The following is a 24,909-nucleotide window of genomic DNA, read 5'->3' as shown; positions in this document are numbered from 1 at the left end:
AACACAGTTGGCCCTCAACTCATTCGTGAACTTTCTGCGGTTTCGCGTCTGAACATGGAAAAACTGGTCGTTCCAAAAGGCCAGGCCGCTGGCATACGAGTTCCCGGTCGATACTCCTGGGGATTGGCGAGATAGCGAACAAACCAGTCTTCACGGAGACGGCTGGTCATCGAAGCCAGATTGATGGCCCGAATCCCGATGGAAGGATATTGGCCAAAATCATGGCATTTGATGCAGGAAAGCGAGTTGCCTCCCACCATATGTCGGCCGGCGGCCTTGATGCGATAATCCGGTTCATTGAACTTCGCGATCGTATCAGGTGCCGGCTCAGGTTTACGATCAGATGCGATCAGCAGATCTTTCAGATGGCCAATCGCTCCCGACCCGTAGCGAGGCATGTGGGTGAGCATGTAATTCTGGCGGTTGTTGGCCCCTTCGTTCAAGAGTTTGGCCAGCCAGTCATCTCGTAGTTTATCGCCTACACCGTTGAGTGAAGGAGGCAAGCGTCCTTCATCACCCATTTCCTTCATCGTCGTCTCGAAGACGCTGTCGCGAATCTTTTCAGCACCACCGTAAAGACCTCGCTGGTGACAGGCATAGCAGTTGAATGCCAGAAATGTCTGGTGAATTTTCGCTGGGCCGGAAGTTAACGCGGCGAGTGCTTCCGGTTGGCTGGCAACATCCTTCAAAGCTTTGAGTGCCTGTTGTATTGAGGATCTCTGCGCCTCGGACAAACGGTAATTTGCCGATTTACCGGAAACCGACTCCGCCAGGCAACCTTTGGCCAGATCGATCTTTGCCAGTTCAGTCGCCTGATTTTGTGGCTTGAGGGTGTCGTTCCCCTGCTTGTATTCATGACAGGCCGCACAATTCAATGCGGTAAAGAGTTCTTTGCCTTGAGCAGCCAGATTGGGATCGAACTCGAAGGGGCGCTTAGCCAGTTCTTGACCGGCAGAGGCTTTTGTAGGAAGCGCGACCAGCAGAGATTCCAGAGGGCGACGGCTGAGCTTTGGCCCCTGGACCTCAACTTTTAATTCGGCTCCACCACCTTGCTGGAAAAACTCTACCACCACAGGATGTTGACCTGCTTCGAGCCTTGTCTTACCGGCTTTGGTTTGAGCGGGATGAATACCATCCATCTTGGCGACAGAAGCACCATCGATCTTCAGTTCGCTCCCATCGTCAGAAGTAATCCAGAACTGGTACTCACCGGCTGCGGGAACATCGATTGTGCCTGTGAAGACGAGACCATAGTTCGATTTCTTAGGGGCGATCTCGACATCAAAACCCGATGTTTCACCGCTGGAAACCGCTTTGAGTTTGGAAAAGTCTGGCAGATTCTCCCAGCTTCCTTCGTAGTAGGCATAGGTCAGATTGGGTGGAAATGTAAGGTCGCGGAAAAACCAGGCGACGATTTCGCGAATCTCTTCGTCTTTGAGATTGAGGCTCGGCATGCGCGCGGATGGCCTCGCTTCATGCGGTTCTTTCAAAAAGCGAGTCAGACTTTCGACGGTGTACTTCTGGCTCACATGTGCCAGACTGACCGATGTCTTCCAATCCTCAGCACCATCCTTGGGAAGATTGTGGCAGGCCGCACAGCCGACTCGCTGGAACGTATTCGCTCCTTTATTTGCCAGCCCACGATCCACAAAGGAGTTTCGGAGAGCTTTATCGGAAGCGAGAAAATGAGTGAGTGCCAATGCAGCCGAAGCTCGCTCATTTTCCGGGAGTGCACCCAGAATATGTGGCATCGTGGTGCCCGGCTTGGCCTGATGCGGATCTGCGAGATACTCAAGAATCCACTCGGGCTGAACTCTTTGCGAGACGTTCGTCAGCCGGGGCGCCTGCTTGGAAAGCAAAACCTGTTTCAACTCATGGCTGGTGGCATGGCAGGCCACACAATTGAGTTCGCCCACCAAGAGGCGGCCGAGTGCCAGCTCATCGACGGGTTGACGATCTTCTTCCTCATCGGCGGCATCGCCCAGAGTCTGGCCATGATAGCGTTCATATCCGGCAATACGCGGTGAGCGATCTGTTTTCGCCGCTCTCTCGATGGCCCAACTTGTTGCCGGCAGCGCGACAATCGTCGCGAGACACCACAGCGTGAGACTGCAGCGGGACATCCAATCAGACCATTGAGCAATCGAAATCAAGGTGGGATTCACAGCAGGCAGCTTCCTGGCAGACTACATCTTGCAGTTAAATATCGTTACTGATCAGTTCATGCCAGTTGTGAGCTCGAAGAGTATCATCTCCAGAAGCACTCTGGCACAAATCAATCTGTAGCGATGTGTTACCACAATTGTGACGTCAGAAAAACCCCCTCATCACTCAGATTTGATCATTTTTTCCGGAGTGATCCACCTGAGAAAACTCGTCAACGCTTAAGGAAACTGGTTCTCCTGCAACAAACCAGCAATCCCGGCGGCTGAGATCCAATACTGCTCCTGAGCTTCAATGGATGCCAGCTCGGTTTCAAGGAGTGTTCTTTGGGATTGCAGCAATCTGAGAAAGTCGATTTGCCCTTGTGCGTAGAGTGTCTGACTGATTGCCAGTGTTTCACGGGCCTGAGGCAGAATCTCGGTGTGATACTTTTCCACCAGTTGCCTGGATGTCTCGTAGGTGGCATAGGCTTGTGCAGCGAGGTTGGAAAGTTCCAGTTCCGTCTTCTGAAGATCGGCTCTGGCTCCTGAAAGGCTGGCCTCAGCGGAAGAAATGTTTCCCTGATTCTGATTCCAGAGGGGCACACTCATTGTCACCTGGAACAAGCCCTGATTTTCAGCCGGAACACCAATCTGCCGCTGATATCCACCCATGACATCAAAGTTTGGAACTGGTTCGACGCGAGCACGCTGCAACAGGCGGGACATGCGTTCGATTTCGAGCCGGGCGATGCTCGCCTGGGGATGAAAATTCGCCGCGGCGACCTGGATCTCGTCGAGTTGATAATTTCTCGCTTCGGCATTCAAGTCGCCGCTGACGGATTGAATATTCAAAGCGGGGCAGGCAACCAGCAAAGTGAGCTGCTTTTTCCCTACGTTGTAAATGGTTTGTGCATTCTGCAAGGCAACTTCTGATCGTCGGCGTTCAATATCGAGCAGCAGAATATCTGACTTGGCACCTTCACCTGCCTTGAACAGTCTTTCCGAAATCTCAAGTGATCGTGTGGCAATGCTGACGAGCTCTTCCAGAATTCGAGTCCGCTTTTGAGCGGCCAGTACTGCGTAATACTTCTGACGCAATTCTGTCAGGACGATAAATCGTTCCTGTTGCCATTCGTACTGGGCCTGAGTAACAGCCGTTTGAGCAGCAGCGGCACTGATCTTCAACTTTCTGGCAGTCACGATTTCCTGAGAGATGAAGCCGTTGTACTGACTTTGATTGCCATCGATTTGAGGGGAAGAAGCGGAGATTCGTGGATTGGGATACAACCCCGCCTGCACAGTGGCTCCCTGTGCCGATTGAATCTTGCGGAAGGCTGTGGTGAGCCTGGGGTGATACATCTCTGCGAAAGTGGACAAGTCTTCCAGAGAGTAGACATTCTGTTGAGGAAGGACGGCAATCTCGGCAGTCCCTGGAGAAATCTCGTAAGAGGTCACGTCTTTGTAAGCAGCCGCTTCATCAGGAGCGGGGGGAACAGGAGGAACACGGGATGTGTCTGCAGGCATTTCGAGAGAAACCTGCTGCAGTGGTTGAACAGCTTCCTCTGAAACACCTTGAGTTGCGACTTTGTGGTCGTGATTTTCAGCAGGCTGCGTTTGAGCAGCTTCAGAAGTGGCTCGCGCCGGTTTGAGCCACCGCCACAGCTTCCCCTTAGGTGCTGGCTCCGACGCCACTGCGATCAGCGGCAGAAACTGCAGAAGAATCAGCGATGTCAGTACGACACATTTTTGGCGGCGAACCTGAGCCAGGCCGCACCGTCGTAAAGGCAGCTTTTTCGTGAAAACATTCAGCATTTCTGGCCTCCCTGCCAAAATCTCAAAGGAGATATCGATCCGTCAGGTTCGTGCAATTCATTTCAGGCGTTCATGACGGCACATCCGCCACAATCGATTCAGGAATGCATCGCAGCAACTGGATTGTGATTACTCATCGTGGGTAAAGCCTCTTCTTCCGAGGTGACCTGAGGGCTTTCGAACCACCGGTAAATCGCTGGCAACACCAATAAAGTGAGTGCCGTACACGTGACTAAACCACCGATCACGACAGTGGCTAAAGGCCTTTGAACTTCAGCTCCAGCACTCCCTGAGACCGCCATGGGCACAAAGCCGAGTGCCCCGCAAATCGCCGTCATAAACACAGGTCTCAACCGGTCCATCGCCCCGGTCACCACTGCGGTTCTCGAATCCAGTCCATGCAGAGACAGGTGCCGGATATGTTCGATCAGCACGACACCGTTCATCACGGCAATGCCAAACAAGGCGATGAAGCCCACACCTGCCGAGATCGAAAATGGCATTCCTCGCAGCCAGAGGGCAAAGATCCCTCCTGTCGCAGCGATCGGCACATTCAGGTAGATCAGCAGAGTCAATCGCACAGATCCAAAGGTCACGTAGAGCAACGAGAAAATCAGAAACAGAGCCACAGGTACGGCAACCGCAAGACGTGCAGAAGCCTGCTGCAGATTCTCGAACTGACCACCCCATTCGAGTGCATATCCGGGTGGCAGTTTGATCTGCTGATCGACGATCTTTTGAGCTTCGGCCACAAAGCCGCCCAGGTCTCGCCCGCGCACATTACATTGAATGAGTAATCGGCGACGAATCGAATCTCGACTGATTTCTGAGGGCCCGTCTTCCAGCCGGATTTCGGCCAGTTGTGAGACAGGAATCTGCCGACCCTGAGGATCAGAGATTTTGAGTTCCTTCAGTTGATCGATATCAACCCGCCATTGCGGTGCCAGTCGCACCTGCATCGGGAATCGCTTCTGGCCTTCGAACACTTCGCCGACAGGGACTCCCCCCACGGCACTGATTGCAGCCAGCACATCGCTGGAGTTAATACCGTAACGGGAAATCGCATCACGGCGGATGATGACTCGCAGGTACGGTAAGCCGGCGACCTGTTGAGCCTGAACATCTGCCGCGCCGGGCACCTGACTGAGAACCCTGACAATTTTGTCTCCTTCGAGTTTGAGTGTATTCAGATCGTCTCCGAACAGGCTGAGACCGATATCGGATCGCACACCCGCCACCAGTTCCTGCACTCGCAGTTCAATCGGTTGAGTAAAGCTGAAGGAGTTGCTGGGGACGGATTTTTCGAGAGCCTCCTGCATTTGTTCAATCAACGTGTTTTTCTCAATCGCTTCGGGCCACTCATGAACAGGTTTCATGCGAACGAAAACATCGGTCTGATGCACACCCATGGGGTCGTTGGCAATCTCCGGGCGGCCGGTCTTCGAAATGACCGACTCCACCTGCGGGAACTGGAGCAACGTGCGCTCCATGGCTTTGGTCATTTCGATCGAAGCTTCTAAAGAGACACTCGGAAGCCGTGTCGCCTGGATGGCAATGTCACCTTCATCCAGCTTGGGAACAAACTCCACCCCAAATCCCAGCGAAACCAGCACGCTGGCCACAAACAAAAGGACCGCTCCACTGAGCATGAGCACGGGCCGGGCCATCGAAAAGTGGAGCATGGGCTCGTAAGCCGCCTTCAACCACCGGACAAGAAACGTTTCTTTCGAACTGATGTTTCGAGCCAGAAATAGTGAAGCCATCACAGGCATCACGGTCACAGCCAGGATCAATGCGCCGGTGAGCGCCGACATGAAGGTGAATGCCATGGGCCGGAACATCTTCCCTTCGACACCTTCCAGACTCAGGATGGGCAGGAAGACAATGATCACAATAATTCCGGCAAACAGAATCGGAGTCCCGACCTCTTTTGCCGATGCCACGAAGACTTCTTTGGGAACGCGTTTGCTCCCCGTGGTCTGCTGGTATCGGCTTGCTGTGCGAACTGCGTTCTCGATCATGACCACGGCACCATCGACAATCACCCCAAAGTCAACGGCACCCAGGCTCATCAGGTTGGCAGAGACACCGGCGAGCGACATCGCGATCAGTGCAAACATGGCCGAGAGGGGTATTGCCGAAGCGACAATCAGGCCGGCGCGGACATCGCCCAGGAGGAGAAAGAGCATGATCACCACCAGCAGCACACCCACGCCGATGTTCTCAGCAATTGTATGGATTGTCTTTTCGACCAGCTCCGTCCGGTCATAGAACGTATCGATGTAGACACCTTCCGGCAATGTCTTCTCGATGGCATGAATCTTTTCTTTGACATCTTCCACAACCTGCCTGGAGTTCCCCCCCATGATCATCATGACCATGCCCGTCACCGCCTCACGGTTTCCATCACGAGTGACTGCGCCTTGTCTGAGCATGGGAGCGAATTGAACATTGGCGACATCGGAAATACGAATTGCCGTTCCATCGCTGCGGGCTTCGAGGACAATCCGGCGAATATCATCCAGTGAGGTGACAAGTCCTTCGCCGCGGATGAGGCGCTGTTCGCTGCCATGAGCAATGTAGCCACCACCAGCATTCGCGTTGTTCTCTTCCAGAGCCTGGAAAACGCGATTCAGACTGATGCCATAGTTCAAAAGTTTGTGGGGATCGACCTGAATCTCGTAAGTTTTCAGTTCACCGCCAAAAGTATTGACTTCGATCACGCCGGGAATGCTGCGAAGCTGAAAGGCAATCTGCCAGTCCAGAATGGTGCGAAGATCCATCAGGCTGTGATTGAAGCCGGGTTTGGAGCGAACTTCGAACTGATAGATTTCACTCATGCCGGTGGCAATGGGCCCCATCTGCGGGTCACCCATACCCGGCGGGATGTTCTGCCGGGCCTGGAGCAACCTTTCATTGACCAGATTGCGAGCCCAGTAGATGTCTGTTCCATCCTGAAATGCGACGGTGACTGCAGAAAGTCCAATGCGGCTGATCGAGCGAATTTCCCGAATGCGGGGCAGGCCGCTCATGGCGTTTTCCACAGGAAACGTAATGAACTGCTCGACCTCGACAGGCCCTAATGCCGGTGAGACTGTCAGAATCTGGACCTGGACGTTGGTCAGATCGGGGACGGCATCGAGTGGTAATCTTGATGCCGAAACGACGCCTGCTCCGAACAAAATGATTGCCAGTAGCATGACGATGAAGCGATTTTCCATCGCCCAGGAAATGACATGATTGACCATCGAAAGATCCCCGAAGACTGAAGCCCGACTTTTGGCTTCTTGCGCAAACGTTTCAGATTCGTGGAAAGAACTATTCGCCAAGCAGATCGGCCAGCATTCGTGACTTCAGGGCAAAACCACCATCAGTCACCACCCTGTCGCCTTCATTCAGTCCTGAGAGAATTTCGACCGAAGTGCTGTTTCGACGGCCTGTTTCCACAACACGACGCACAAACTGATCACGATCAGCATGGACGAAAACAAAGGTCTTCCCTTCGAAATCCTGCAGAGCTGTTAACGGGACTTGCAGGACTTCAGAAGAACTGAGATTGGGCAGTTCAATACTCACGAACATGCCCGGCTTGAGAAGCCCTTCGGCGTTTTCCGCCATTGCCCGCATCGAAAGCGTTCTGGTGCTTTCCTGCACGACATCACCTGTGTAGAAGATGGTCGCTTCGAACTGTCGGCCTGGCCACGCTTCACTGCGAAGTCGTATTTTCTGATCCTTCAGTTGGGAGAGAATTGGGAGGTGTGATTCGTAGATATCTGCCGAGACCCACACCGTCGAAAGATCAGCAATGGTAAGAATTTGGCGTTCGGGTCCCACGCGCTCCATGAGCACGACATCTTTGGAAATCACCGTTCCATCAAAGGGGGCCACGACCGGGTAGTGAGCAAGATTCTCACCCATTTCGGAGGGATCAATCTCTTTCAGATCATGGTCGTTAAAGCCCAGGATTTTTAAATTTGTCTCGGCCACAGCGATCGTGGTCTGCAACTCCTTGACGGATTGCGTTGACAGCCGGGATGCCTGGATGACATCCTGCGATGTCTGTTCGAGAAGTGCCTGCAGAATTGCCTTTGTCGCTTTCCCTTCGGATTCTGCATCGAGCAGTTGTTTGGCGGGGACAGCACCGGTTCCAGAAAGAGGTGCCAGCCTTTGGGTTTGAGTTTGAGCTTTGATTGACGCCAGATAGGCATTCATGAGAGTTTGCCGGTGCTCTCCCATGGTTCGTTCTTTGAGAGCATTTTCAATGTTTTCAATGGCGGCCTCGGCTCGGATCATCTCAATCAGCGACAAGGTGTTCTGGCTGATCTCCTGGGCCCAGCGATCCCGGGCCATGGCAAACTCGAGCTTCAAACGATCTTGAAAGAGTTGCAGCTTTCCTTGTCCAACCTCTTTACTCTGGACTACGACAAGAAGATCCCCCTGGTGAACCTTCTGACCAAACCTCACTCGCACATCGTCGACACGCCCTTCGACGAGTGGAAAGACATGGGCCAGCTTGTCTTCATTCAATGAGATTTTTCCAGTGAGAGTGATGGCTTCGTCGAGCGGGCCTTTCTGCACAGATCCAATGACCAGGCCAGCGGCTTTCCACATCTCCTGGGGGAAATCGACCTGCGAGATTTCTGGAGCTTCTCCCGCATGTGCAGCATTCGTGTTGTGGGCAGGCAGATCGGTTTTCGCGTGGGTCTCAGGTTTTTGAAGAACCAGGTTCCGCAGCCCGGGAGATAAAACGAACGCAGCAATTCCCAGGGCAACGACGAGGACGGCAGTTATCGCCGCTGTTTTCTGATTGAGCCAGACAGGCGTAGACATGGAAGACATTCCCAATAAAAATTTACCAGACGAAGTCACTTGTTCGTCGATCCATCAAAACCGGACGGGCCGAGCGCCGGGGATGTCGAATTCAGATCCATCGGACAGATCATTCAACGCGAAGCTCACGACGTGCTGTGCGCAGCACTCCAGCGGGCACTCACAGAAGAGTCCAGCCTGTCAGAGCCAACGCTGGTCAAGGCCAGATCTTTGAAGCGGTCAAAGAGAATCGCGGTCAACAGTCGCAAAGCCATTGCGTGATTTCACGCACTGCCTGGGCTGTCCGGTTGAATGAGTAAGACATGCTGTAGGGCAGCACGCTGTTCAACCTGCCAAGTCGCGAACTGATGAACCATTAAAACATGGAGAGTCGCTGTGGACATCAGGGGATGTCGAGATCATCAGCAGTTCAATCTTGCGACGATGGCGACTTGTACCGAAGAATGGCCGACATTCCGGTGGGCTGTCAGTTGCTGATAGCACCCATGACCCGGGAATAGGGCCTGGTGACAGTTCAGATCATGTGTCGGTAAATGACCGGGCCAGATGGGCAGGGCAGAGATTAATCCTGCAGAGTCCGAGAGTCGTTCCGTCACAACGCAGGGCAACAGTTGCTGGATTGATGGATGAGGAACTGGAGTTTCACCTTCAGCTTCCAGAGGGAAACCAAAGTGCCAGTGAAAACCGAGTTGTCCGGCATGAGCATCGCCACCGTGATACCGGGCGATATGCTCGGCATCTCCAGCCACTCCATGATCGTGAGAATGCCCCCATCCCGCCTGGGACAACAGTGCCCCGAGGATCAGGCAAACCTTAAGCAAGGCTGCTACTGACGATCGATGATGGCAGATGGCTCTCACGACCCGAAAAGCTCCTTCAATTTCATTACATCATTCACTCTAGAAATCGAATCCCGGTGTCGTCAATCTCCAATTGAAATTCTGAGGGAATGTCAGCCGAATCGATTTTCGGTGGCCTTTGACAACCATGTCAATGTAAAGAAGTGATCTTTGTTAAACTGTCGAGATGCCTGGAGCCGGACTCCTGAGTGAAATTTCTCTGGCTGTCGATGTCGCAAGGATTGCATTCGCGACCCTCGATGCCTGTTCGGCAGAATCAATCGCTCACACCATGAATCCAGGATCGTCGGGCTTGATCCAAACGCGATTGTCTTCCCACCTGAGAAACAGATTCAATGAGAAAACTTGTTACAGTTCGTCATCTGCGATGTCGTACCAGCGCCGATCCTGAAGCATAGCCATCGGTTTCAAATAACCGACTGTTTCGATGGGCGACACGAAGACAGCTTGAGATTCTGTGAGCTAAGGAGTCATGTTGGATTTTCGAACGGAGGCCCCGGAGTGGCGAGAAAAGCTTTTGAGTGAGACCCCACTGAAAGAAGTGGAGATCTGGGAATCTTTGCCTTCGACAAATACCAGATCACTCGAAATTGCTCGCGATCCTGATTTGAAAACACCGGCACTGGTGTGGGCTCTGGAACAGACAGCAGGGCGGGGCAGGGCAGGGAAAACATGGCTCAGTAGCACAGGGTCGTTGACGTTGTCACTGATTGTGGAAATTGACACACGCCTATTGGCGCGACGTGACTGGTTCTATCTGGCACTCAAGAGCGGCATGGCCGTTTGCGATACCATTCGCTCCTTTTGCCCGACAGGTGCGATTGGAGTGAAATGGCCCAATGATGTTTTTGTGGGTGATCAGAAAATTGCAGGGGTGCTTGTCGAAACTCCGAGCCAGACACAAATTCTCGAAAATCAGCATGCTCAGCGTGTGGTGATCGGGATCGGCGTGAATGTGAATAACGACATCTCAGATGTCGCTCGAAAGTCGCTGGATCGAGAAGCTGTCAGTTTACAGCAACTCTTCCCGTTTGAAGCCGTGGCGTTAATCACCTTTACCACCGAGCTTTCACGACGAGTCCTTCAGGAATTGACCACCTTTTCCGAAGAGAAGACGATTTCTGATCGCTGGGGCGAATACTGTTTGCTCACGGGCCAACTGGTGGAATGGCAGACTTTTGAACAGGAAAACGCCCCCCTGGTTCATACGGGGATTTGCCTGGGGATTGCATCCGGTGGCGAACTGCGAATTCAAAAACCAGATGGTTCAGAAGTATTGGCCAATCGAGGCTCGATCAGGTGGCTTCCCCGAGTCAACACTCTTCGCAAAAAACACTTTTGAAGTGAGAAAACAGAGGTACACCAAAATTTCGCCGAAAGGGCTTTAATATTTCTGGAGAAAGTGCGATAAAACCTGAGGTTGTGGAAGTACGGTCTTCCGCAACGGGAAGACGATGAACGAAGCGGCTGGTTCATGAGTTGGTTTGCCGGGCTGAAAGGTCCAGCAATATTTAACAAGTGTTCGCTCCGCAAGCTTTGAACGCGTATCGATGCAAGGCCTCAGTTTTTGCTCGGTTGGGTCGAGAAAAGACAGTTTCCAAGCGAACGAGTCGGCGATCTGGTTTGCAGTCAATCTGAATCTTCCACATCTCCCCGCAACTTCGCGGTGAGGTCAATGAACTGTCTGTTGAGTTTTGAGTATCTGTTCGGGAGCCCCCCAGGGGTTCGCAAAGGAAGACTATGGCCAAGAATTTGTATGTTGGAAACCTGCCTTACGGCACGACTGCAGACGATCTGCGAGAAGCATTTTCCGAGCATGGCACGGTAACGCGAGCGCAGGTCGTATCGGATCGCGAAACTGGTCGTTCACGCGGATTTGGTTTTGTTGAAATGAGCGATGGTGCTGAGCGCGCCGTAGAAGCCATGAATGGTGCAGAATTCCAGGGCCGCACGCTGACTGTGAATGAAGCCCGTCCACGCGAAGAGCGGGGTGGCGGCGGTGGTGGTTACGGCGGCGGTGGTGGAGGTGGTTACGGTGGCGGCGGCGGTCGTCCTCGTAGCGGCGGCGGTGGTGGTTATGGCGGCAGTGGCGGAGGCTACGGCGGCGGTGGCGGCGGTGGTGGTTATGGCGGCGGCGGCGGTGGCTACGGCGGTGGTGGTGGCGGTCGCTACTAAACCCGCAATTAGACGCCTGATCGCTTCATCAAAACAACCTTGAAAACGCCATTTTACACTCGGCAGTTTCAAACTTGATCTTTTGTGCAAACAACTCATTCATGACATCTCTCTGAATGAATCTGATCCTTTGCGGGATCCTTGATGAGCTTCAAAAGCCCACTGCCAACCCAACTGGCAGTGGGCTTTTTCTATTCCATCGATCGCTTTTCTCAAGTAAGCCAAGGCGATCAAACCAACTCGCAGCAGCATTTTGTGCGTTTTATAAGCGATTCAAAACAGCTCTCCGAGGAATCCTCTTGCGCATTTGGCACCAAGGCACTATAACTTCCTGTAGAATTCAGAACGGTTGAGGTCTATCAACAGTACGAATTTGAGTCTTTGGGATTGATGGGCCACCTTGGCGGCTAAGCAGGACGGAAGACAATATGGGCCTGGGTTCACGCGATTACTTTCGCGATGGTGATAACGATCTCGACTGGAATTCCGATGCCCCTGCGGTACGCGGCATTATCATCACCACACTGGTCGCACTGATTCTGCAACTCGTCTGGACAGTTCCGGGACCAAGTGGGCTCGACCGAGAGTCTCTGCTGGACCGCTGGCTGGAAATGGATACGTCGGCTGTACTTTCCGGCCAGATCTGGCGTCTCGTCACTTATGCTTTCCTGCACGGCCTGAGCCCCTGGCACTTCATTTTCAACATGCTCTTCTTGTGGTGGTTCGGTCCCACACTCGAACGCATGTACGGCACGCGGGAATTCATTGCGTTCTATCTCTCGGCTGCTGTGGCGGCCGCACTGGGTGGAGTCGCGTGGGATCTCAGCATGCAGGATTCCAGCAAGATTGTGGGAGCTTCCGGAGCCGTTCTTGCGACAACAATGCTCTACACAATGCACTTTCCAAAGCAGCCGATCAGCCTTTTCTTTGTATTGACAGTGGAAATGCGTGTCCTGATGGCCTTTCTCGTATTCCTCGACGGCTTCTATGCACTGGCTCAATGGGGCGGACGCATGGGAGGGACAGGAATGGCCCATCCCGCTCACCTGTTGGGTGTGGCGTTTGGTTGGGCCTATTTTCACTTCAACTGGAAGATCACCGGCCTGCTGAACATCTTCGAAAGCCTGCAGGAGCGCTGGAAAATCTACCGTGCCCGCAAGCGACTCAAAGTTTTCTCTCCCGAACCCAGTTCACCTCTGGAAGAAGATGTGGATCGCATTCTCGCGAAAATCCACGAGCAGGGAGAAGCATCTCTCACTCCTAAAGAGCGTGAGATTCTTACAAAAGCTTCCCGGGCTTATCGTGAACGCCGCTGATGTTATCACGATTCAGGCCTCAGCTTCCCGATTCCCGATGCAGCACATCATTAAACGCCCTTTCATTTGCGAAACAGGCGATCTGCCGCATAACATCATTGGTCTCAAAGCGTTCCATGTCCCCGTAGCTCAGCTGGATAGAGCGACGGTTTCCTAAACCGTAGGTCGCGCGTTCGAATCGCGCCGGGGGCATTTTTCATAACTCATTCCCAAATCGCGGCTTAGCGTATCCGCAAATGTCGGGGAGTTGTGACGGAACGAAATCAATCGCCGAGCCCTTTCTGTGCCCCTCTGGATTTACCCACAACGAATCAAACGCATCCTGGCGGCGTAAGACCCATTCATCCCAATACAATTGGCTTCATACGCCGCCACAAAGCCCGTGAGGCCCCGCAAGGGGTTAAGTTGTATAGTCGGCGTTGAGGGCGACGTATTCTTTTGTGAGGTCGCTGGTCCAGAAGCGAATGCTTCCGTTCCCGTGGGTCAGTCGCAGATCGATGTGGATGTCGCGATTTTCTCGCATCGATTTCGAAGCAGCAGCGGCGTCAAAAGCCAGCGGCACGCCAGATTCGTACAATGCAATCCCATTGACCCATAACGAAACTTCTTCTTCCTTGAGCGGGACCCCCGCATAACCGGCAGCGGAGACAATGCGGCCCCAGTTCGGATCGGCACCACAGATTGCCGTCTTCACCAAGGCACTGTCTGCCACGGTTTTGGCGATCTTGAAGGCTTCTTCGCGGGACCGGCAGCCCGTCACATCGATGGTCACAAAGTGCGAGGCCCCTTCGGCGTCCTTGATGATCAGTTGAGCCAGTTCCATGGCCACATCAGCCACCGCCTTGGCGAACAGAACTTTCGCCTCGCCGCCGGTGCAGTCAACGTGAGAAAGCCCGTTAGCCAGTAGAATAACCGAATCGCTGGTGCTTTCGTGGCCATCGACGCTGATGCAGTTGAAGCTGTCGGCTACTGCGGCGGAAAGCGCTTCCTGCAGAACTTCCGGCGAAGACTTCGCGTCGGTCATGATGACGCCGAGCATGGTGGCCATGTTGGGGGCGATCATTGCGGCCCCTTTGCAAACGCCTGTAATGCGGACGCTTCCTCCCGCCAGGTGCAACTCGCGCGTGACCTGTTTCGGAAAAGTGTCGGTCGTCATGATCGAGCGGGCGGCTTTGTCGAATGATTCCGTCGTTGGCGAAAGCTGCTCACCCGCCACTCCAATGGCAGTGACAATTTTCTCAATAGGCAGCAGCCGCCCAATCACGCCGGTGGAACAAACGAGGATATCCTCGCCCGGGCAACCAATGGCCTGGCCCACCGCTGTCGCCATGGCCTGGGCATCACGAATCCCCTGCTCGCCGGTGCAGGCGTTGGCATTCCCGGCATTGATCACCACACCACGAGCCGTTCCCCGAGGCAAACGCTCACGGGAAACCTTGACTGGGGCTCCGCACACCAGATTTGTCGTGAATACGCCAGCAGCCGCACACGGTGCCTCGGAAATAAAGAGCGCCAAGTCCAGCCGGCTGGTTCCTGGCTTCACACCAGCTTCCACAGCAGCAGTCTGAAATCCGGCAGGCAATGGTGTCGTCATGAAATCAATCTTTCGGCGGAAGTTGAACGCAAGGTTTTCCAGTAGACCCGATCACAGAGTTCTACCAAACCGGAAATGGTTTGTCAGATGACCTGACGGCACCTGATGAGATCGCAGCGTCGATTAAGGTTCACTTCTGCAAGTCCGGAAATGTTACGCCTTCCATGAATTGAGTTCGCTTTATGTGCTGTGTGCCATGTGCCATGCTTGCAGCTCTGGGCAAGCATGTTTTCACAACCAACCACTCTCTGCTGTTTCCTCGGCTGTGTGCCATGCTTGCAGCTCTGATCTGTCCATGACACACATTTTGGTCTTTGAGTCCAACCAAGGGTGGCCCGGCCAACTCGTGGCCGGGTTGCCGTGATTTTTCACGGCAGCAAGAAGCCGCGCCATGCGTATGTCCCTCTGGAACCCTCGCACACGTCTGCGTGGAAGAAGGCAGGGTGAGTGTCTTCTCTCCATCATATTGTGTTATGTGCCATGCTTGCAGCACTGGGCTAGCATGTCTTCGTAGACAACCACACGCTGCTGTTACCTCGGAACCGCATAACCACCACCACCACCGCATGACGACTCTCCCGAGGCACTTTCACTGGGGTGATTCCCAGAGGAAGTACGCCAGCCCAGCCCGCCAGGATCTGGCCATCGAATCGACACATTTTTCCATAATCGATGAGGCAGCAGTCCGCTTTATAGTGTACAGACGAAACCCTTATGATAAGCTCTGTGCGACGATGCGGGCAGAACTGAGAATCCTTTCTCGAATGAGGGTAGCAGCATGGAAAAAGTCATTCCCCGGGCAGAGCACAAGTGGTTGCAGAACATCGCTGGGAACTGGACTTATGAGTTTGAATGCTCCATGGGGCCGGATCTCCCACCCGAGAAATCGTCCGGTCCGATGTCTGCCCGCATGCTGGGTGATGTCTGGGTCGTGATGGAATCGGAGTCCAAAGCCCCACAGAGCGGCGAGACAGTTCACAGTGTGTGGACACTGGGCTTTGATCCCCAGAAAGAGCGAGTTGTCGGCTCTTTCGTCTGCTCCGTGATGACCTACTTCTGGACCTATAATGGCAAGATCGATTTTGATAGCAACACGATGACGCTCGATGCCCCAGGCCCGGGTTTTGGTGATCCTTCCAGGATTGTCGACTATCAGGACATTATTCAGTTCATCGACCAGGATTACTTCGTTCTCAGGTCACAAATGAAACTGGAGAGCGGCGAATGGGTCCCCTTCATGCGTGGCGACTACCGCCGCACCACAAAAACGATCAACTGATATCCGCCATCTCTTCGTAAGGTGCAAGAAGTTCCCACGGATTGCACCATCTTTATACAACCTTCAACTATCTACGACCAACCATCAACTCCCCCATCAATACAAAAACCCGGCGGCCACTGTCACCAGTCGCCGCCGGGCTCATTAAAGTATGCTTACAATAAATAGATCCACGGCATCATCAGAGCGCAACCTGAGAGTCGTCCATCGAAGTCACCTTCGAGGGCTCCCTCTGTTGTCTTGAATGACAATCGCTCACCAATCTCTGAGAACCTGAACTGTCACCGGGGATTCTGAAATCACGGCCAGTCAACACATTCAGGCATGTCTGTTTCCCAATTGAGCCGCATGACCCAAAGTGAACTTCAAGTCATTCAGCAGGCCAGAAAAAGCGAACCAGAGAAAACAAACCAGAGAACAGTGTCGGTCTCTCGAATTCGAGTTGAGAGCGCAGGAAGGCTCTCAAACCGGAGGGCGTCGTTCAACCCCCTCCAGCGTTACGGCTCCTAATCAGCCGCAGATCCAAAGACATCATCCGGATTGCAACTGGAATCACACATTCCATCCGCAAGGCGCGCCAGCGATGTCCTTCTACCCTAACCGGAGATGTTGCGCCGGAAACTATGAAACTTCATCACAACAGCATCTTTATTACCTTGGAAACCTCTCTCGCCTCTTCGGAGGAGAGAGAGGTTTCAGGGCTCTTTTATACTCTTTCGACATAACTTATCTCGAAAGAAGGGCACAAAACATTCCGACGGATTGCACCATCTTCAGGCCGTATCACATTCGAGAAGTTGACTCGCTTGTGTGCCACTGCTGGCTTGCCAGCAGTGCTCCTCCCGCAATGCACTCGACTTTCTCCCAACCTTCGTGCTCTTCGTGACCTTCGAGGTAGAATCACATTTCCAGCAGGCTGCCTCAAGTTGCTTTTCCAGGAGTAACGTGCGTCGCAGGCCGAGGAGTTCTTGTTGCATGAAAGCCGGCTCTGGAAGTATCCTATAAATACAGGTGCCTGCACCGACCTGGTCAACTTCTGAATATCAACCGGGATCACTCGACGTCACTCTCTCGAGTATCACGGCATTGTGTGTCACTGCTGGCTTGCCAGCAGTGCTCCTTCCACCCAACACTCGACTTTCCCCCAACCTTCATGCTCTTCGTCACCTTCGTGGTAAAATCACATTTCCACCAGGCTGGCCCAGACGTGGCTTTGAACGTCTCGGTGGCCACGACCACAAGAAATGACCCACGCAGGCTGGCACAGGCCTGCTCGTCCGCGAGCTACCTGTGTGCCGGAGGCAAAAGAGGTTTGGTTGCAGGAAGAAATGTCACTTTAGTCTTTGAGGATCTCAGGTGGAAGACGTGACGAAGTTGCAAATCTCCCAATGCCCTCCTGTGGCTTAACCACCCCGGTAGAAATCAGCATTTCAACCGGGGCCATCCTGAGTTTCAGTGCTGCCCCCTATGATTTTCTATGTCTGCAAATTCCCTTGCTTTCTTTGCCACCATCAGAAGCTCCCCCTCATGTTCTTCCCATGCGCATTCCACGACACTTCCTGGCAGGAACATCCATTCCTCAACATCACTTGAAGAAATGTTTAACTCCAAGATCTTGAAACAATTTTCGGAAACGTTTACTGCTTCCACCGGCCGTAATACAAACGTACCTTCGTTAATGAGTTCCACATAGACAACGCTAGTATCTCCACCCGTTTCCGCCGACATGTAGTTGTCCTCCTGAAATTTTATTCACAACCACGGATCGACGTAACGATACAAAAGGATTTGTTGTTTTGGCTGGGTGGTCCAACCGTAGCTTTCAACGCCTGGGTGACCACAGCCACAAAAAATGACCCACGATGCGCAATCTAACCCTGTTGAAGTTCTGAGTTTTACCTGGGTGGCGACGCTCTCAAAAGATGTGTATCACCCCACACCGAGGAGTTCAACTTGAGAGTCTCAACGATTCACTCGAACGTTTCGCGGCAATGCGCAACGCTCGCCAACGCCACACAGGTAGTTCGCGAAAAACAAAAACCCAGCGGGCCATTTGCTTACAGCCTATGCAGGGACGCATTCCAAAATCTGCGGGTCGATGAGGCGTGTCGGGATCACGCGCTGCAGGTGAAGACCGGATTCCGCACACAGCCGTGCGAACTCATCAAAGGTGCGTGAACAACCCCAGGTGGCTGCATACTGGTGCAGATCGAAAAGACTGCGGACAATCTCACCCGGTGCGACATCGTGATCCACGGAACCTTCGACAATCAGCAGTTTCGAGTGTGCCGACATCGCCCGTCGAATATTCGATAGAATCTTGCGGACACTCTCGTCATCCCAGTCGTGCAGGACATGCTTGATCGTATAGAGATCTCTACCTGCGGGCACCTCCTCAAAAAAGTTCCCCACGAGATGTTCAGCTCGATCGGCAACACCTTTTTCGCAGAACATCTCGCCAGCCGCCGCATGAGTTTCCTGGCGATCGTAAACCGCTCCCGTAACATGCGGGGCTGCACGCAACATCGCCGACAGAAAGGCTCCACGCCCGCCACCAATGTCGATGAGTGTTTTCACATTCGAGAAGTCGTAGCATCTCGCGACCTGATCGACACAAAGTTCCGTCCAGCGTCCACAGGCGAGATCATGAAGTTCGCAAGTCCCGGGATGTTCGGCCATCACTTCCCAGCACGTCTTGTGGTAGACGTACCGCGTCAGTGGTTCTCCTGCCCGGATAGCATCTGGTAGTTGAGACATGACGGGAACCTGAATACGGTCGACCAGTTCGACCCAGGCGGCGAAAGGTTGCCGACCCTGACTCGTATATTCACGGCCCAGCGGACCAATTGAATAGATATCGTGAACGTCGCGATCAATAAAATGCATGGCGGCTAACGGCCGCAGGATGTGCAGTAAGGAGTGAGCATCAACGTGCAGAGTTTCTGCGAGTTCTTCCAGCGATTGGGGGCGCTTGAGCAGCGCTTCGAATCCCCCCAGCCGTACCATGGCTGCGACTGCTCCGAACATGATCGGCAACTGGGACACCAGAAAAGCCATGCTTTCTGAGTTCCACCGCACAAACCGACGTACCAGGCGGCCATGCAACCAATCTCCGATGCGCTCGAGCCAGCTCCGCGAGATGGGCCCAATTTCGTAAGCAGAGACGTGGTGGAATTTCGGAAACAATTCGGACTGAACTGCTGAAATCCGGGCGTGAGTCGTTGGCATAGCACACCTGCGTGAAATGAGTTCAGACTGTCAAGTCCAGCCCGACCAGATGGACATTGTTTCACGCTATACAGCCTTTTCCATGACTCACAAGAGGACAATTTCCAGTCATATCCTTGAAATCACACATATGGCAACATCTGCAGATTGCACCGATTATGCCGCCTTTCTGTTTCAGAAAAACTACCTAGCCGTATCAGGCAAGACCCTGCCGGGCGACGACGCGATTCGACAACTGACAGGATTTTGACTTTGAAGAGTTCTAGCGGAGCTGATGGGAACAATTCCTGTCGAGGAGGTGAAAGATCTTCGACCACCCCTCCAATACACCGAAACCCCGGCATCAGTTCCCAGGGCAGAATTGTTTAGCCGAAGATTGAGCAGTGGTGCGAAAAATGCCCCTGCGCAATTCAAACGCGCGAGCTGCGGGTAAGTCAGGGGAACATCCTCACTTCCGACGGATTTGAAACTAACGGCAGGGTAGACGTCAGGGTGAATCGCATTTTTACGACTTGATTGGAGCGGAAGTCGGACGTATCCGCAAAGTCGGCAACACTTGGATCGGTGTGAAGACTCGACTTTCCAGTGCAAACAGTCGTGACACTTTAGTTGGTACTTATATCTATTGGCACTCGTAGAACTGCTGACCTTTGTTTGTAGTTGCTCTGGTGTTCGTCATCTCTCCGACAAACATGGAGGTTTCCCAAACCGAAACTGTTTCGAAAAAAAATGTAAAGATCGCTTACTCGTTGACTTCCCGCATCAACCATGCCAATACTCACACAGTAATCTCTAGTAACATCTTGAACACTAGAGCATTTCGCGGAGCCCGTAATTTATAGAGAATTCGGTGCGAAGCAAGGCAACCTGTGCCTATGGCTGATAACTCACTCCGGCGATCTACAGGTTACCGATAATTTGTCCATTGCCTTGGCATATCGTTTTCGAACAAAGGTCTTGCCGATGGATCTTGCCAACCGTTTTTTGGGTATGTTTCGAGCATTCGCCGACACATCGTTGGTCAGCCAACTGTCAACACTTGCCGTTCGATCTCAAGCCGGAAACTGGATCTGGAATGTCCTTCGATTCATTTGTTTGACGCTGCTGATGTATATCCTGCTGACAGCAGGTGCTGACTTCCTCGCCTACCTCTTCTCGCCTCTCAGGAAAGAGGTTGTCATCTTCGCTGATCTTCCTTCAACCAATCAGTTCGATAGTGCCGTAGATCTGCAGAAGAACATCACGACAACAACGGGAATCCGGCGTTACTTCCCCTTTTTCGGCAATGGCATCGAAAAAGTGACAGTTAAGGAAACGGGTGGTACCCAGGACAATCTCCTGCGGCTCATCAATAGTAAAAAGGGCCTCAGTCCCCCACCAACCTGTGCGATTGTGGTCGATTCGTTTGCCTCGCAGGACTCCCCGGATCTCAGGCTGCTGGCCCCGTTTCGAACCGAAATGCTGTTGGTCATCGCTAAAAAGAAGCTCTTGAACGAGATCTTGAAAGGGAATCCAACTCCCACGGGAGCAGTTTCTTTCGAAGACTTGATTCGCAAACCAATTCAACAGCCGCTGTCATTTCCGATCCGTCTGGCGGTGGGCCGAAAGGACACACTCCAAAGGCGGCTTGCGGGAGAGATGCTCGAACTGGTCTGTCCGCCAAATGCAGATCGTTTGAACGATGGGAAGGCAGGTGGTGAGAACGATTGGTTCGATGCGGCGAACGACAAGGCCGCCTTGCTGGCCGGGCAAAATGGCTTTGTCCTGGATGAGGAAAATCCCAGCTACGACAAAAAGGATTTTTTCAACAAAACAGCCAGTCCCAAACTGCGCTACGACTCTTTTCCAGACATTTTATTTCTTACCACTGGTGTAGAAAATCGCCTGCTCTATGACATGGCCTGGTCGGGTGAGTGGGAAGTCGTGGACTGCGCGAGTGTATTGTCGGGCTATACTTTGACTCACGAGGGTTATTCAATACTCGAAGTGGATGAGAAGACGTACGGTTTAGCCCCGATCACAACGGCGGACTCGCAGAACAGCACGGGTCGTACAACGACCAAACCCGATTCAACGGCGTCTCCTGCAGAGAAGGCAAACGCCAGCACTGAGCTTCTAAACTCCCGACCATTTGTTCCATCGAAGATCAAGGTTCTTGCCCTTCGTAAAGTCCTCGCCTGCACGGATTCTATGGACGGCTGGACAGCCCAATCGATTGCCTTGGCCGCAGCGTCGGCCTGGTCCAAAAAGGTCGATCTTTCCGAAAGATCCCAAAAACTTCGACCTGCGAATCCGGATGGTCAGAACGATGGCAACCGCTTCAATTTGCTGGTCACGCCAACGAAATCGGTTCTGCCACTGCATCCAGCCGTCAAGCAGTTAGAAAACGGAAATCGTTATTCCCCCTGGACTGCCTCGTTCTCGAGCATGACCTTCCTGCTGTCGCTGTTTTCTTCAATTCTGTTGTCGACTCCCATCGTCCGTTTCGCCTCAGGACGATTGGATGCCTATCTGCAGTCGCTGGACGAGACCGAAGCTCGCCTGGCCTGGGAGAATTTCCGCAAGAGTCACGGCAACACTCCAGAGACATCATCCGCATCGGAATCACTCATTCACCTCGTCAAAGAACTTCGTGATACGAAGCTCAGTGAGATCCTGAATGTCGATTGCCGACTGTCGTTGCGACCTCTCCAAATAGAGATGATCGAGCAGTTGACTCAATCGATCGAGCTCTGGGGCAGGCGTGAGGCGGCCGCAGTTAAGCGAGGTTGCCAACAGATTTTTGATGAAGTCGTGGACCTGGGAAAGATTGTCAGCATCCGTCGATCTGATCGCACTCACGCCGAGCGCAAGTCCAGCAAGTTGATCAACTCGCTGCATCTGAAATCGGATATCACACAAAAACGAATCTGGGAAATGCTGGATCTCATCAAGACCTTGCCGCTACATGCTGTGACTCCGGGACTTCGACGGTTGGACACCATCTGCGAAGAACTCCTGCGATGGATGGCCGCCAAATTGCGCCGCGTGGCCCGGCGATGTCCCTCGGACGCCACAAACGATCTGGTTGTCGACAAGTTGGCATCCGACATGTCCCACGCGATGAGTGTGCTCCGTAAAGGCCTTCCCGCCAATTCTATTCAAAGCATGCCCGACCCAGTGTTGACGTGGAAGGAGTCGGTGCTGTTAAAAAGAGGCCGCCCCAAACGAGACAACTCCAAATACGCACAACTTTCAAAGAAAGTGGCTCTGGCATGTAAAAAAGCAGAGCGTCTCACATGGGGCAAGCCACGAGAGAAATTCCTGGTGGAAACCTGGCCGAAGCTCAAGCTTGAAATTCAACAGGCGCACTCCAGCGGGATGCTGACGACAATTGGCAGCAACACGTTACGCGAGCGATTGGATGAATATTTCATTTGTAAGGCCGGTGCGGGTGATGTTCCAGATTCTGAGATGGACTCTGAAACGACCGCCAATACCCAAGCTCAGGCAACGTCCAAACGCCCAAAACCGCGTACAAAATCCACCGGCAACCGAAAGTGATTGGCAATCGGAGTTCAATCCCAAATTGTCGAGCTCACAACAGCATTCCCGCAACCTGGCCTTAAAAAACAGAAGCAAGTCACAGGTCTATCTTGAAGATCTTGGGCGAAGACCCAGTCTTCCCGGTCCACGCTCCAGAGAGGACAGGATGCCAATTGAACTTTTTATTGCCAGTGTCACGGGATCGAACGTTGCGCTGCAGCGTTTTTTCAACTCTTCGGCGGATAGGAGATGACCCTACAACGACCCAAGTCAGCAGCGGCAGGGGACGAGTGATTTCCACGTCACGAATAGCCCAGAGCCTCTGCCGTCTGCTAAATCGCCTGCTTTTGTGCGCCATCTAAACCATCGGCTTATGCACTCCCCACCATGGGACGGCGGAATCAGATGTTGCCGGTAAACGTCATCTGCACGCCAGCCGGGCCGATCGCGCTGATGTCCAGACCGGAAGCCGTCCCATCCCACCAATTGCTGTTCGGAATCGTCCCCCTGGCGAAGCGATCGTTCACCCCCATCGCGAACAGGTCCGTTGCATCCCCCTGATTCTGCGGGTCGTTCTCGAGATCGTAATGGCCGTCTGCTTGCACAAGAGAACACTCGTAGTGAAGCGCCGCGCTCATTTGCTCGTTCTGGTTGTCGCCTAACTCATCGACGCGCCAGATTGCCAGGCCGGACCCCGGTAAAGCCAGGTCGCGGCCCTGCTTGAAGCGGTTCTCGACAATGTAGTACTCGGTCGGCCCTTTGCGGTGAATGAAGAACTTGTTCGACCCGGCCTCCGCCGTCCCGGCAAAGCCAGCGGTGATTTTTTTAAGCGACTGGGCCCATCCAGCCTTGTACTTGAGATACGCGCCGACTTGGGGCGGGTTCTTCTCATCCGCGTTTGGCCCCGCGCACATCAGGCAGAACGTGCCGACCCCGGCCGACTCGTACCCATAGTCGTATAAGTCTGGGAAATCGCAAATCATGTGCCCATTCTCGTGGCAAAATGTGCCCAGCGACAGCTCGCTAGTCATGTCGGTGATCTGGTAGTCGAAGGCATTCTTCCCTGGAGTGAGTTGGTGGGGCGTTTGGAGGTGGTACGAGTGGGGCCAAAGACCCTTCGCCCAGTTGTTCACCCGCGTCCCGGTGTAAAAAACGTTCGTGGCGTACACATACTGTTGGGCATCGACCGACAGGCCGGAGAAGTCAAAACCGTGAGCCTTGTGGTAAACAAGTGCCTCCTTGATCAACTGCCGCGCCCGAATCGGCTGGGCGATTTGCTCGTTAGTGTAGTAGCTTCTGGGGTGCTGAGCCGTATAGTACGGGGCCACCACGTTCTTATACCTGAGGCGGCCCCCAGAGACTTCCAGAAAATAGTCGTAAACGGATCCGTTGTTACCGGACCCCGCATAGCCAACCTTGTTGCAAAAGTCATCAACCTGATCACGGGTGATGGTCGCGGGGACGTCGGAGAATTGTATCAGCAGGCACAAGCCGACAAAGTCGCCGACCGTCTCGCGGTGGGGTGGGGCGGGGGTGAACCTGGAGGCGAACGCCGCGTTGCGGAGCGCCTGCTTAAACTGCTGACGGCGTTGCTCCCACCGGGACGTGCCGGGCAGCAGTCCAGGGCCTTCCATCGTCTTGGCTTTAGCGGCCACCCGCGACACTCGTACCCCAGGCTTGATCCCTAAATTCTTCGGGTTAACGAGCCGTGGCCGCGCCCCGGTGGGCATCAGGTCGTCTCCGTCGGTGCTAACATCAGCATACTGGTAAAAGCCGGTGGCCGGTTCCTCGACCACCGTGTAACCGTTGAGGGTCTCGAAGACGGCGTGGTACTGGTCGCCCCAACCGCGAACGCGGAGGGCGGTGCCGTCGGGTTGGGCGAAAGTGAACTCCTTGCCGCTGAACGGAACTGACATCGGACACCCCATTTTCTGTTAGAAAGACTGCCACCGAACAGGTGTTTGACCGCCGAAATGCGGTAGAAAGCCGCCGCAGATTGGCGGTAAGGAATGGAGTGATAAACTGCGATGCATCAAGCTGAAAGCCAACTTGCAATGAATTGCAGGAGAAATCATGCTGGTATAAACTCTACAACGGATGATTTTCACGCAGAGAAAGCCGTTTCATCATGTTTCAATTGCCCATT

General features: G+C 53.4%; 15 protein-coding genes and 1 tRNA gene. 7 read left to right on the top strand and 9 right to left on the bottom strand.

Annotated features, from left to right (window positions below):
- Positions 1 to 14 precede the first annotated feature (14 nt).
- The 5 genes from A6X21_RS01190 to A6X21_RS01165 all read right to left on the bottom strand — a co-directional run bounded on the left by A6X21_RS01190 (position 15) and on the right by A6X21_RS01165 (position 9,646).
- The gene (locus A6X21_RS01190; protein ID WP_068845451.1) at positions 15 to 2,165 is read right to left on the bottom strand and encodes a c-type cytochrome; all 2,151 of its coding nucleotides are present in this window, start codon (positions 2,163 to 2,165) and stop codon (positions 15 to 17) included.
- Positions 2,166 to 2,384: 219 nt separating this feature from the next.
- Positions 2,385 to 3,956 (bottom strand): TolC family protein, encoded by a 1,572-nt coding sequence (locus A6X21_RS01185; protein WP_068845450.1) that lies wholly within the window; start codon positions 3,954 to 3,956, stop codon positions 2,385 to 2,387.
- A 98-nt stretch (positions 3,957 to 4,054) separates the two neighbouring features.
- Positions 4,055 to 7,204 carry an efflux RND transporter permease subunit gene (locus A6X21_RS01180; RefSeq protein ID WP_068845455.1) on the bottom strand — a complete coding sequence of 1,050 codons (3,150 nt, stop codon included), beginning with the start codon at positions 7,202 to 7,204 and terminating at the stop codon, positions 4,055 to 4,057.
- A 70-nt stretch (positions 7,205 to 7,274) separates the two neighbouring features.
- On the bottom strand, positions 7,275 to 8,786 hold the full coding sequence (locus tag A6X21_RS01175; protein WP_068845449.1) for an efflux RND transporter periplasmic adaptor subunit: 1,512 nt from the start codon (positions 8,784 to 8,786) through the stop codon (positions 7,275 to 7,277).
- Positions 8,787 to 9,187: 401 nt separating this feature from the next.
- On the bottom strand, positions 9,188 to 9,646 hold the full coding sequence (locus tag A6X21_RS01165) for a hypothetical protein (protein WP_131818122.1): 459 nt from the start codon (positions 9,644 to 9,646) through the stop codon (positions 9,188 to 9,190).
- Between the two features lie 475 nt (positions 9,647 to 10,121).
- On the opposite strand from A6X21_RS01165, the gene A6X21_RS01155 reads away from it, so the two are divergent.
- The 5 genes from A6X21_RS01155 (at position 10,122) to A6X21_RS01140 (ending at position 13,329) form a co-directional block, all read left to right on the top strand.
- Entirely contained in the window at positions 10,122 to 10,988 is an 867-nt protein-coding gene (locus A6X21_RS01155) for a biotin--[acetyl-CoA-carboxylase] ligase (protein WP_165603647.1), read from the top strand.
- A 398-nt stretch (positions 10,989 to 11,386) separates the two neighbouring features.
- Entirely contained in the window at positions 11,387 to 11,821 is a 435-nt protein-coding gene (rbp, locus tag A6X21_RS01150; protein ID WP_068845444.1) for an RNA-binding regulator, read from the top strand.
- Between the two features lie 144 nt (positions 11,822 to 11,965).
- Entirely contained in the window at positions 11,966 to 12,148 is a 183-nt protein-coding gene (locus A6X21_RS24200) for a hypothetical protein (RefSeq protein ID WP_131818121.1), read from the top strand.
- A gap of 101 nt (positions 12,149 to 12,249) precedes the next feature.
- Positions 12,250 to 13,137, top strand: a complete 888-nt coding sequence (locus tag A6X21_RS01145) for a rhomboid family protein (protein WP_068845442.1) — start codon at positions 12,250 to 12,252, stop codon at positions 13,135 to 13,137.
- Between the two features lie 118 nt (positions 13,138 to 13,255).
- Positions 13,256 to 13,329: transfer RNA gene (locus tag A6X21_RS01140), tRNA-Arg, on the top strand.
- A gap of 208 nt (positions 13,330 to 13,537) precedes the next feature.
- Here the strand turns inward: A6X21_RS01140 and argJ are convergent.
- Positions 13,538 to 14,731 (bottom strand): bifunctional glutamate N-acetyltransferase/amino-acid acetyltransferase ArgJ, encoded by a 1,194-nt coding sequence (argJ, locus tag A6X21_RS01135; protein ID WP_068845440.1) that lies wholly within the window; start codon positions 14,729 to 14,731, stop codon positions 13,538 to 13,540.
- Positions 14,732 to 15,509: 778 nt separating this feature from the next.
- On the opposite strand from argJ, the gene A6X21_RS01130 reads away from it, so the two are divergent.
- Positions 15,510 to 16,010: a DUF1579 domain-containing protein gene (locus A6X21_RS01130; RefSeq protein ID WP_068845438.1), complete on the top strand. Its 501-nt coding sequence runs from the start codon at positions 15,510 to 15,512 to the stop codon at positions 16,008 to 16,010.
- 1,452 nt (positions 16,011 to 17,462) lie between these two features.
- On the opposite strand, the gene A6X21_RS01120 is transcribed toward A6X21_RS01130, so the two are convergent.
- Together A6X21_RS01120 and A6X21_RS01115 are read right to left on the bottom strand one after the other, a co-directional pair.
- Positions 17,463 to 17,738 carry a hypothetical protein gene (locus A6X21_RS01120; RefSeq protein WP_068845429.1) on the bottom strand — a complete coding sequence of 92 codons (276 nt, stop codon included), beginning with the start codon at positions 17,736 to 17,738 and terminating at the stop codon, positions 17,463 to 17,465.
- Between the two features lie 336 nt (positions 17,739 to 18,074).
- On the bottom strand, positions 18,075 to 19,067 hold the full coding sequence (locus A6X21_RS01115; RefSeq protein WP_165603646.1) for a methyltransferase: 993 nt from the start codon (positions 19,065 to 19,067) through the stop codon (positions 18,075 to 18,077).
- Positions 19,068 to 20,201: 1,134 nt separating this feature from the next.
- On the opposite strand from A6X21_RS01115, the gene A6X21_RS01105 reads away from it, so the two are divergent.
- On the top strand, positions 20,202 to 22,781 hold the full coding sequence (locus A6X21_RS01105; RefSeq protein ID WP_131818120.1) for a hypothetical protein: 2,580 nt from the start codon (positions 20,202 to 20,204) through the stop codon (positions 22,779 to 22,781).
- Between the two features lie 383 nt (positions 22,782 to 23,164).
- Here A6X21_RS01105 and A6X21_RS01100 read toward each other — a convergent pair whose 3' ends face one another.
- Complete coding sequence (locus tag A6X21_RS01100) at positions 23,165 to 24,679, bottom strand: M6 family metalloprotease domain-containing protein (RefSeq protein ID WP_068845421.1); 1,515 nt, start codon at positions 24,677 to 24,679, stop codon at positions 23,165 to 23,167.
- Positions 24,680 to 24,909: the final 230 nt, after the last annotated feature.

This window comes from Planctopirus hydrillae (genome assembly GCF_001707835.1).
GTDB lineage: Bacteria > Planctomycetota > Planctomycetia > Planctomycetales > Planctomycetaceae > Planctopirus > Planctopirus hydrillae.
Note: the sequence above shows the minus strand (reverse complement) of the source record. Positions and strands in the feature narration are given on the sequence as shown.

What these genes read in the sequence shown, in the direction of transcription:
- A6X21_RS01185 (WP_068845450.1), bottom strand. Translation starts at nt 3,956, where the DNA reads ATGCTGAATGTTTTCACGAAAAAGCTGCCTTTACGACGGTGCGGCCTG.
- A6X21_RS01180 (WP_068845455.1), bottom strand. Translation starts at nt 7,204, where the DNA reads ATGGTCAATCATGTCATTTCCTGGGCGATGGAAAATCGCTTCATCGTC.
- A6X21_RS01175 (WP_068845449.1), bottom strand. Translation starts at nt 8,786, where the DNA reads ATGTCTACGCCTGTCTGGCTCAATCAGAAAACAGCGGCGATAACTGCC.
- rbp (WP_068845444.1), top strand. Translation starts at nt 11,387, where the DNA reads ATGGCCAAGAATTTGTATGTTGGAAACCTGCCTTACGGCACGACTGCA.
- A6X21_RS24200 (WP_131818121.1), top strand. Translation starts at nt 11,966, where the DNA reads ATGAGCTTCAAAAGCCCACTGCCAACCCAACTGGCAGTGGGCTTTTTC.
- A6X21_RS01145 (WP_068845442.1), top strand. Translation starts at nt 12,250, where the DNA reads ATGGGCCTGGGTTCACGCGATTACTTTCGCGATGGTGATAACGATCTC.
- argJ (WP_068845440.1), bottom strand. Translation starts at nt 14,731, where the DNA reads ATGACGACACCATTGCCTGCCGGATTTCAGACTGCTGCTGTGGAAGCT.
- A6X21_RS01130 (WP_068845438.1), top strand. Translation starts at nt 15,510, where the DNA reads ATGGAAAAAGTCATTCCCCGGGCAGAGCACAAGTGGTTGCAGAACATC.
- A6X21_RS01120 (WP_068845429.1), bottom strand. Translation starts at nt 17,738, where the DNA reads ATGTCGGCGGAAACGGGTGGAGATACTAGCGTTGTCTATGTGGAACTC.
- A6X21_RS01115 (WP_165603646.1), bottom strand. Translation starts at nt 19,067, where the DNA reads ATGGCTTTTCTGGTGTCCCAGTTGCCGATCATGTTCGGAGCAGTCGCA.
- A6X21_RS01105 (WP_131818120.1), top strand. Translation starts at nt 20,202, where the DNA reads ATGGATCTTGCCAACCGTTTTTTGGGTATGTTTCGAGCATTCGCCGAC.
- A6X21_RS01100 (WP_068845421.1), bottom strand. Translation starts at nt 24,679, where the DNA reads ATGTCAGTTCCGTTCAGCGGCAAGGAGTTCACTTTCGCCCAACCCGAC.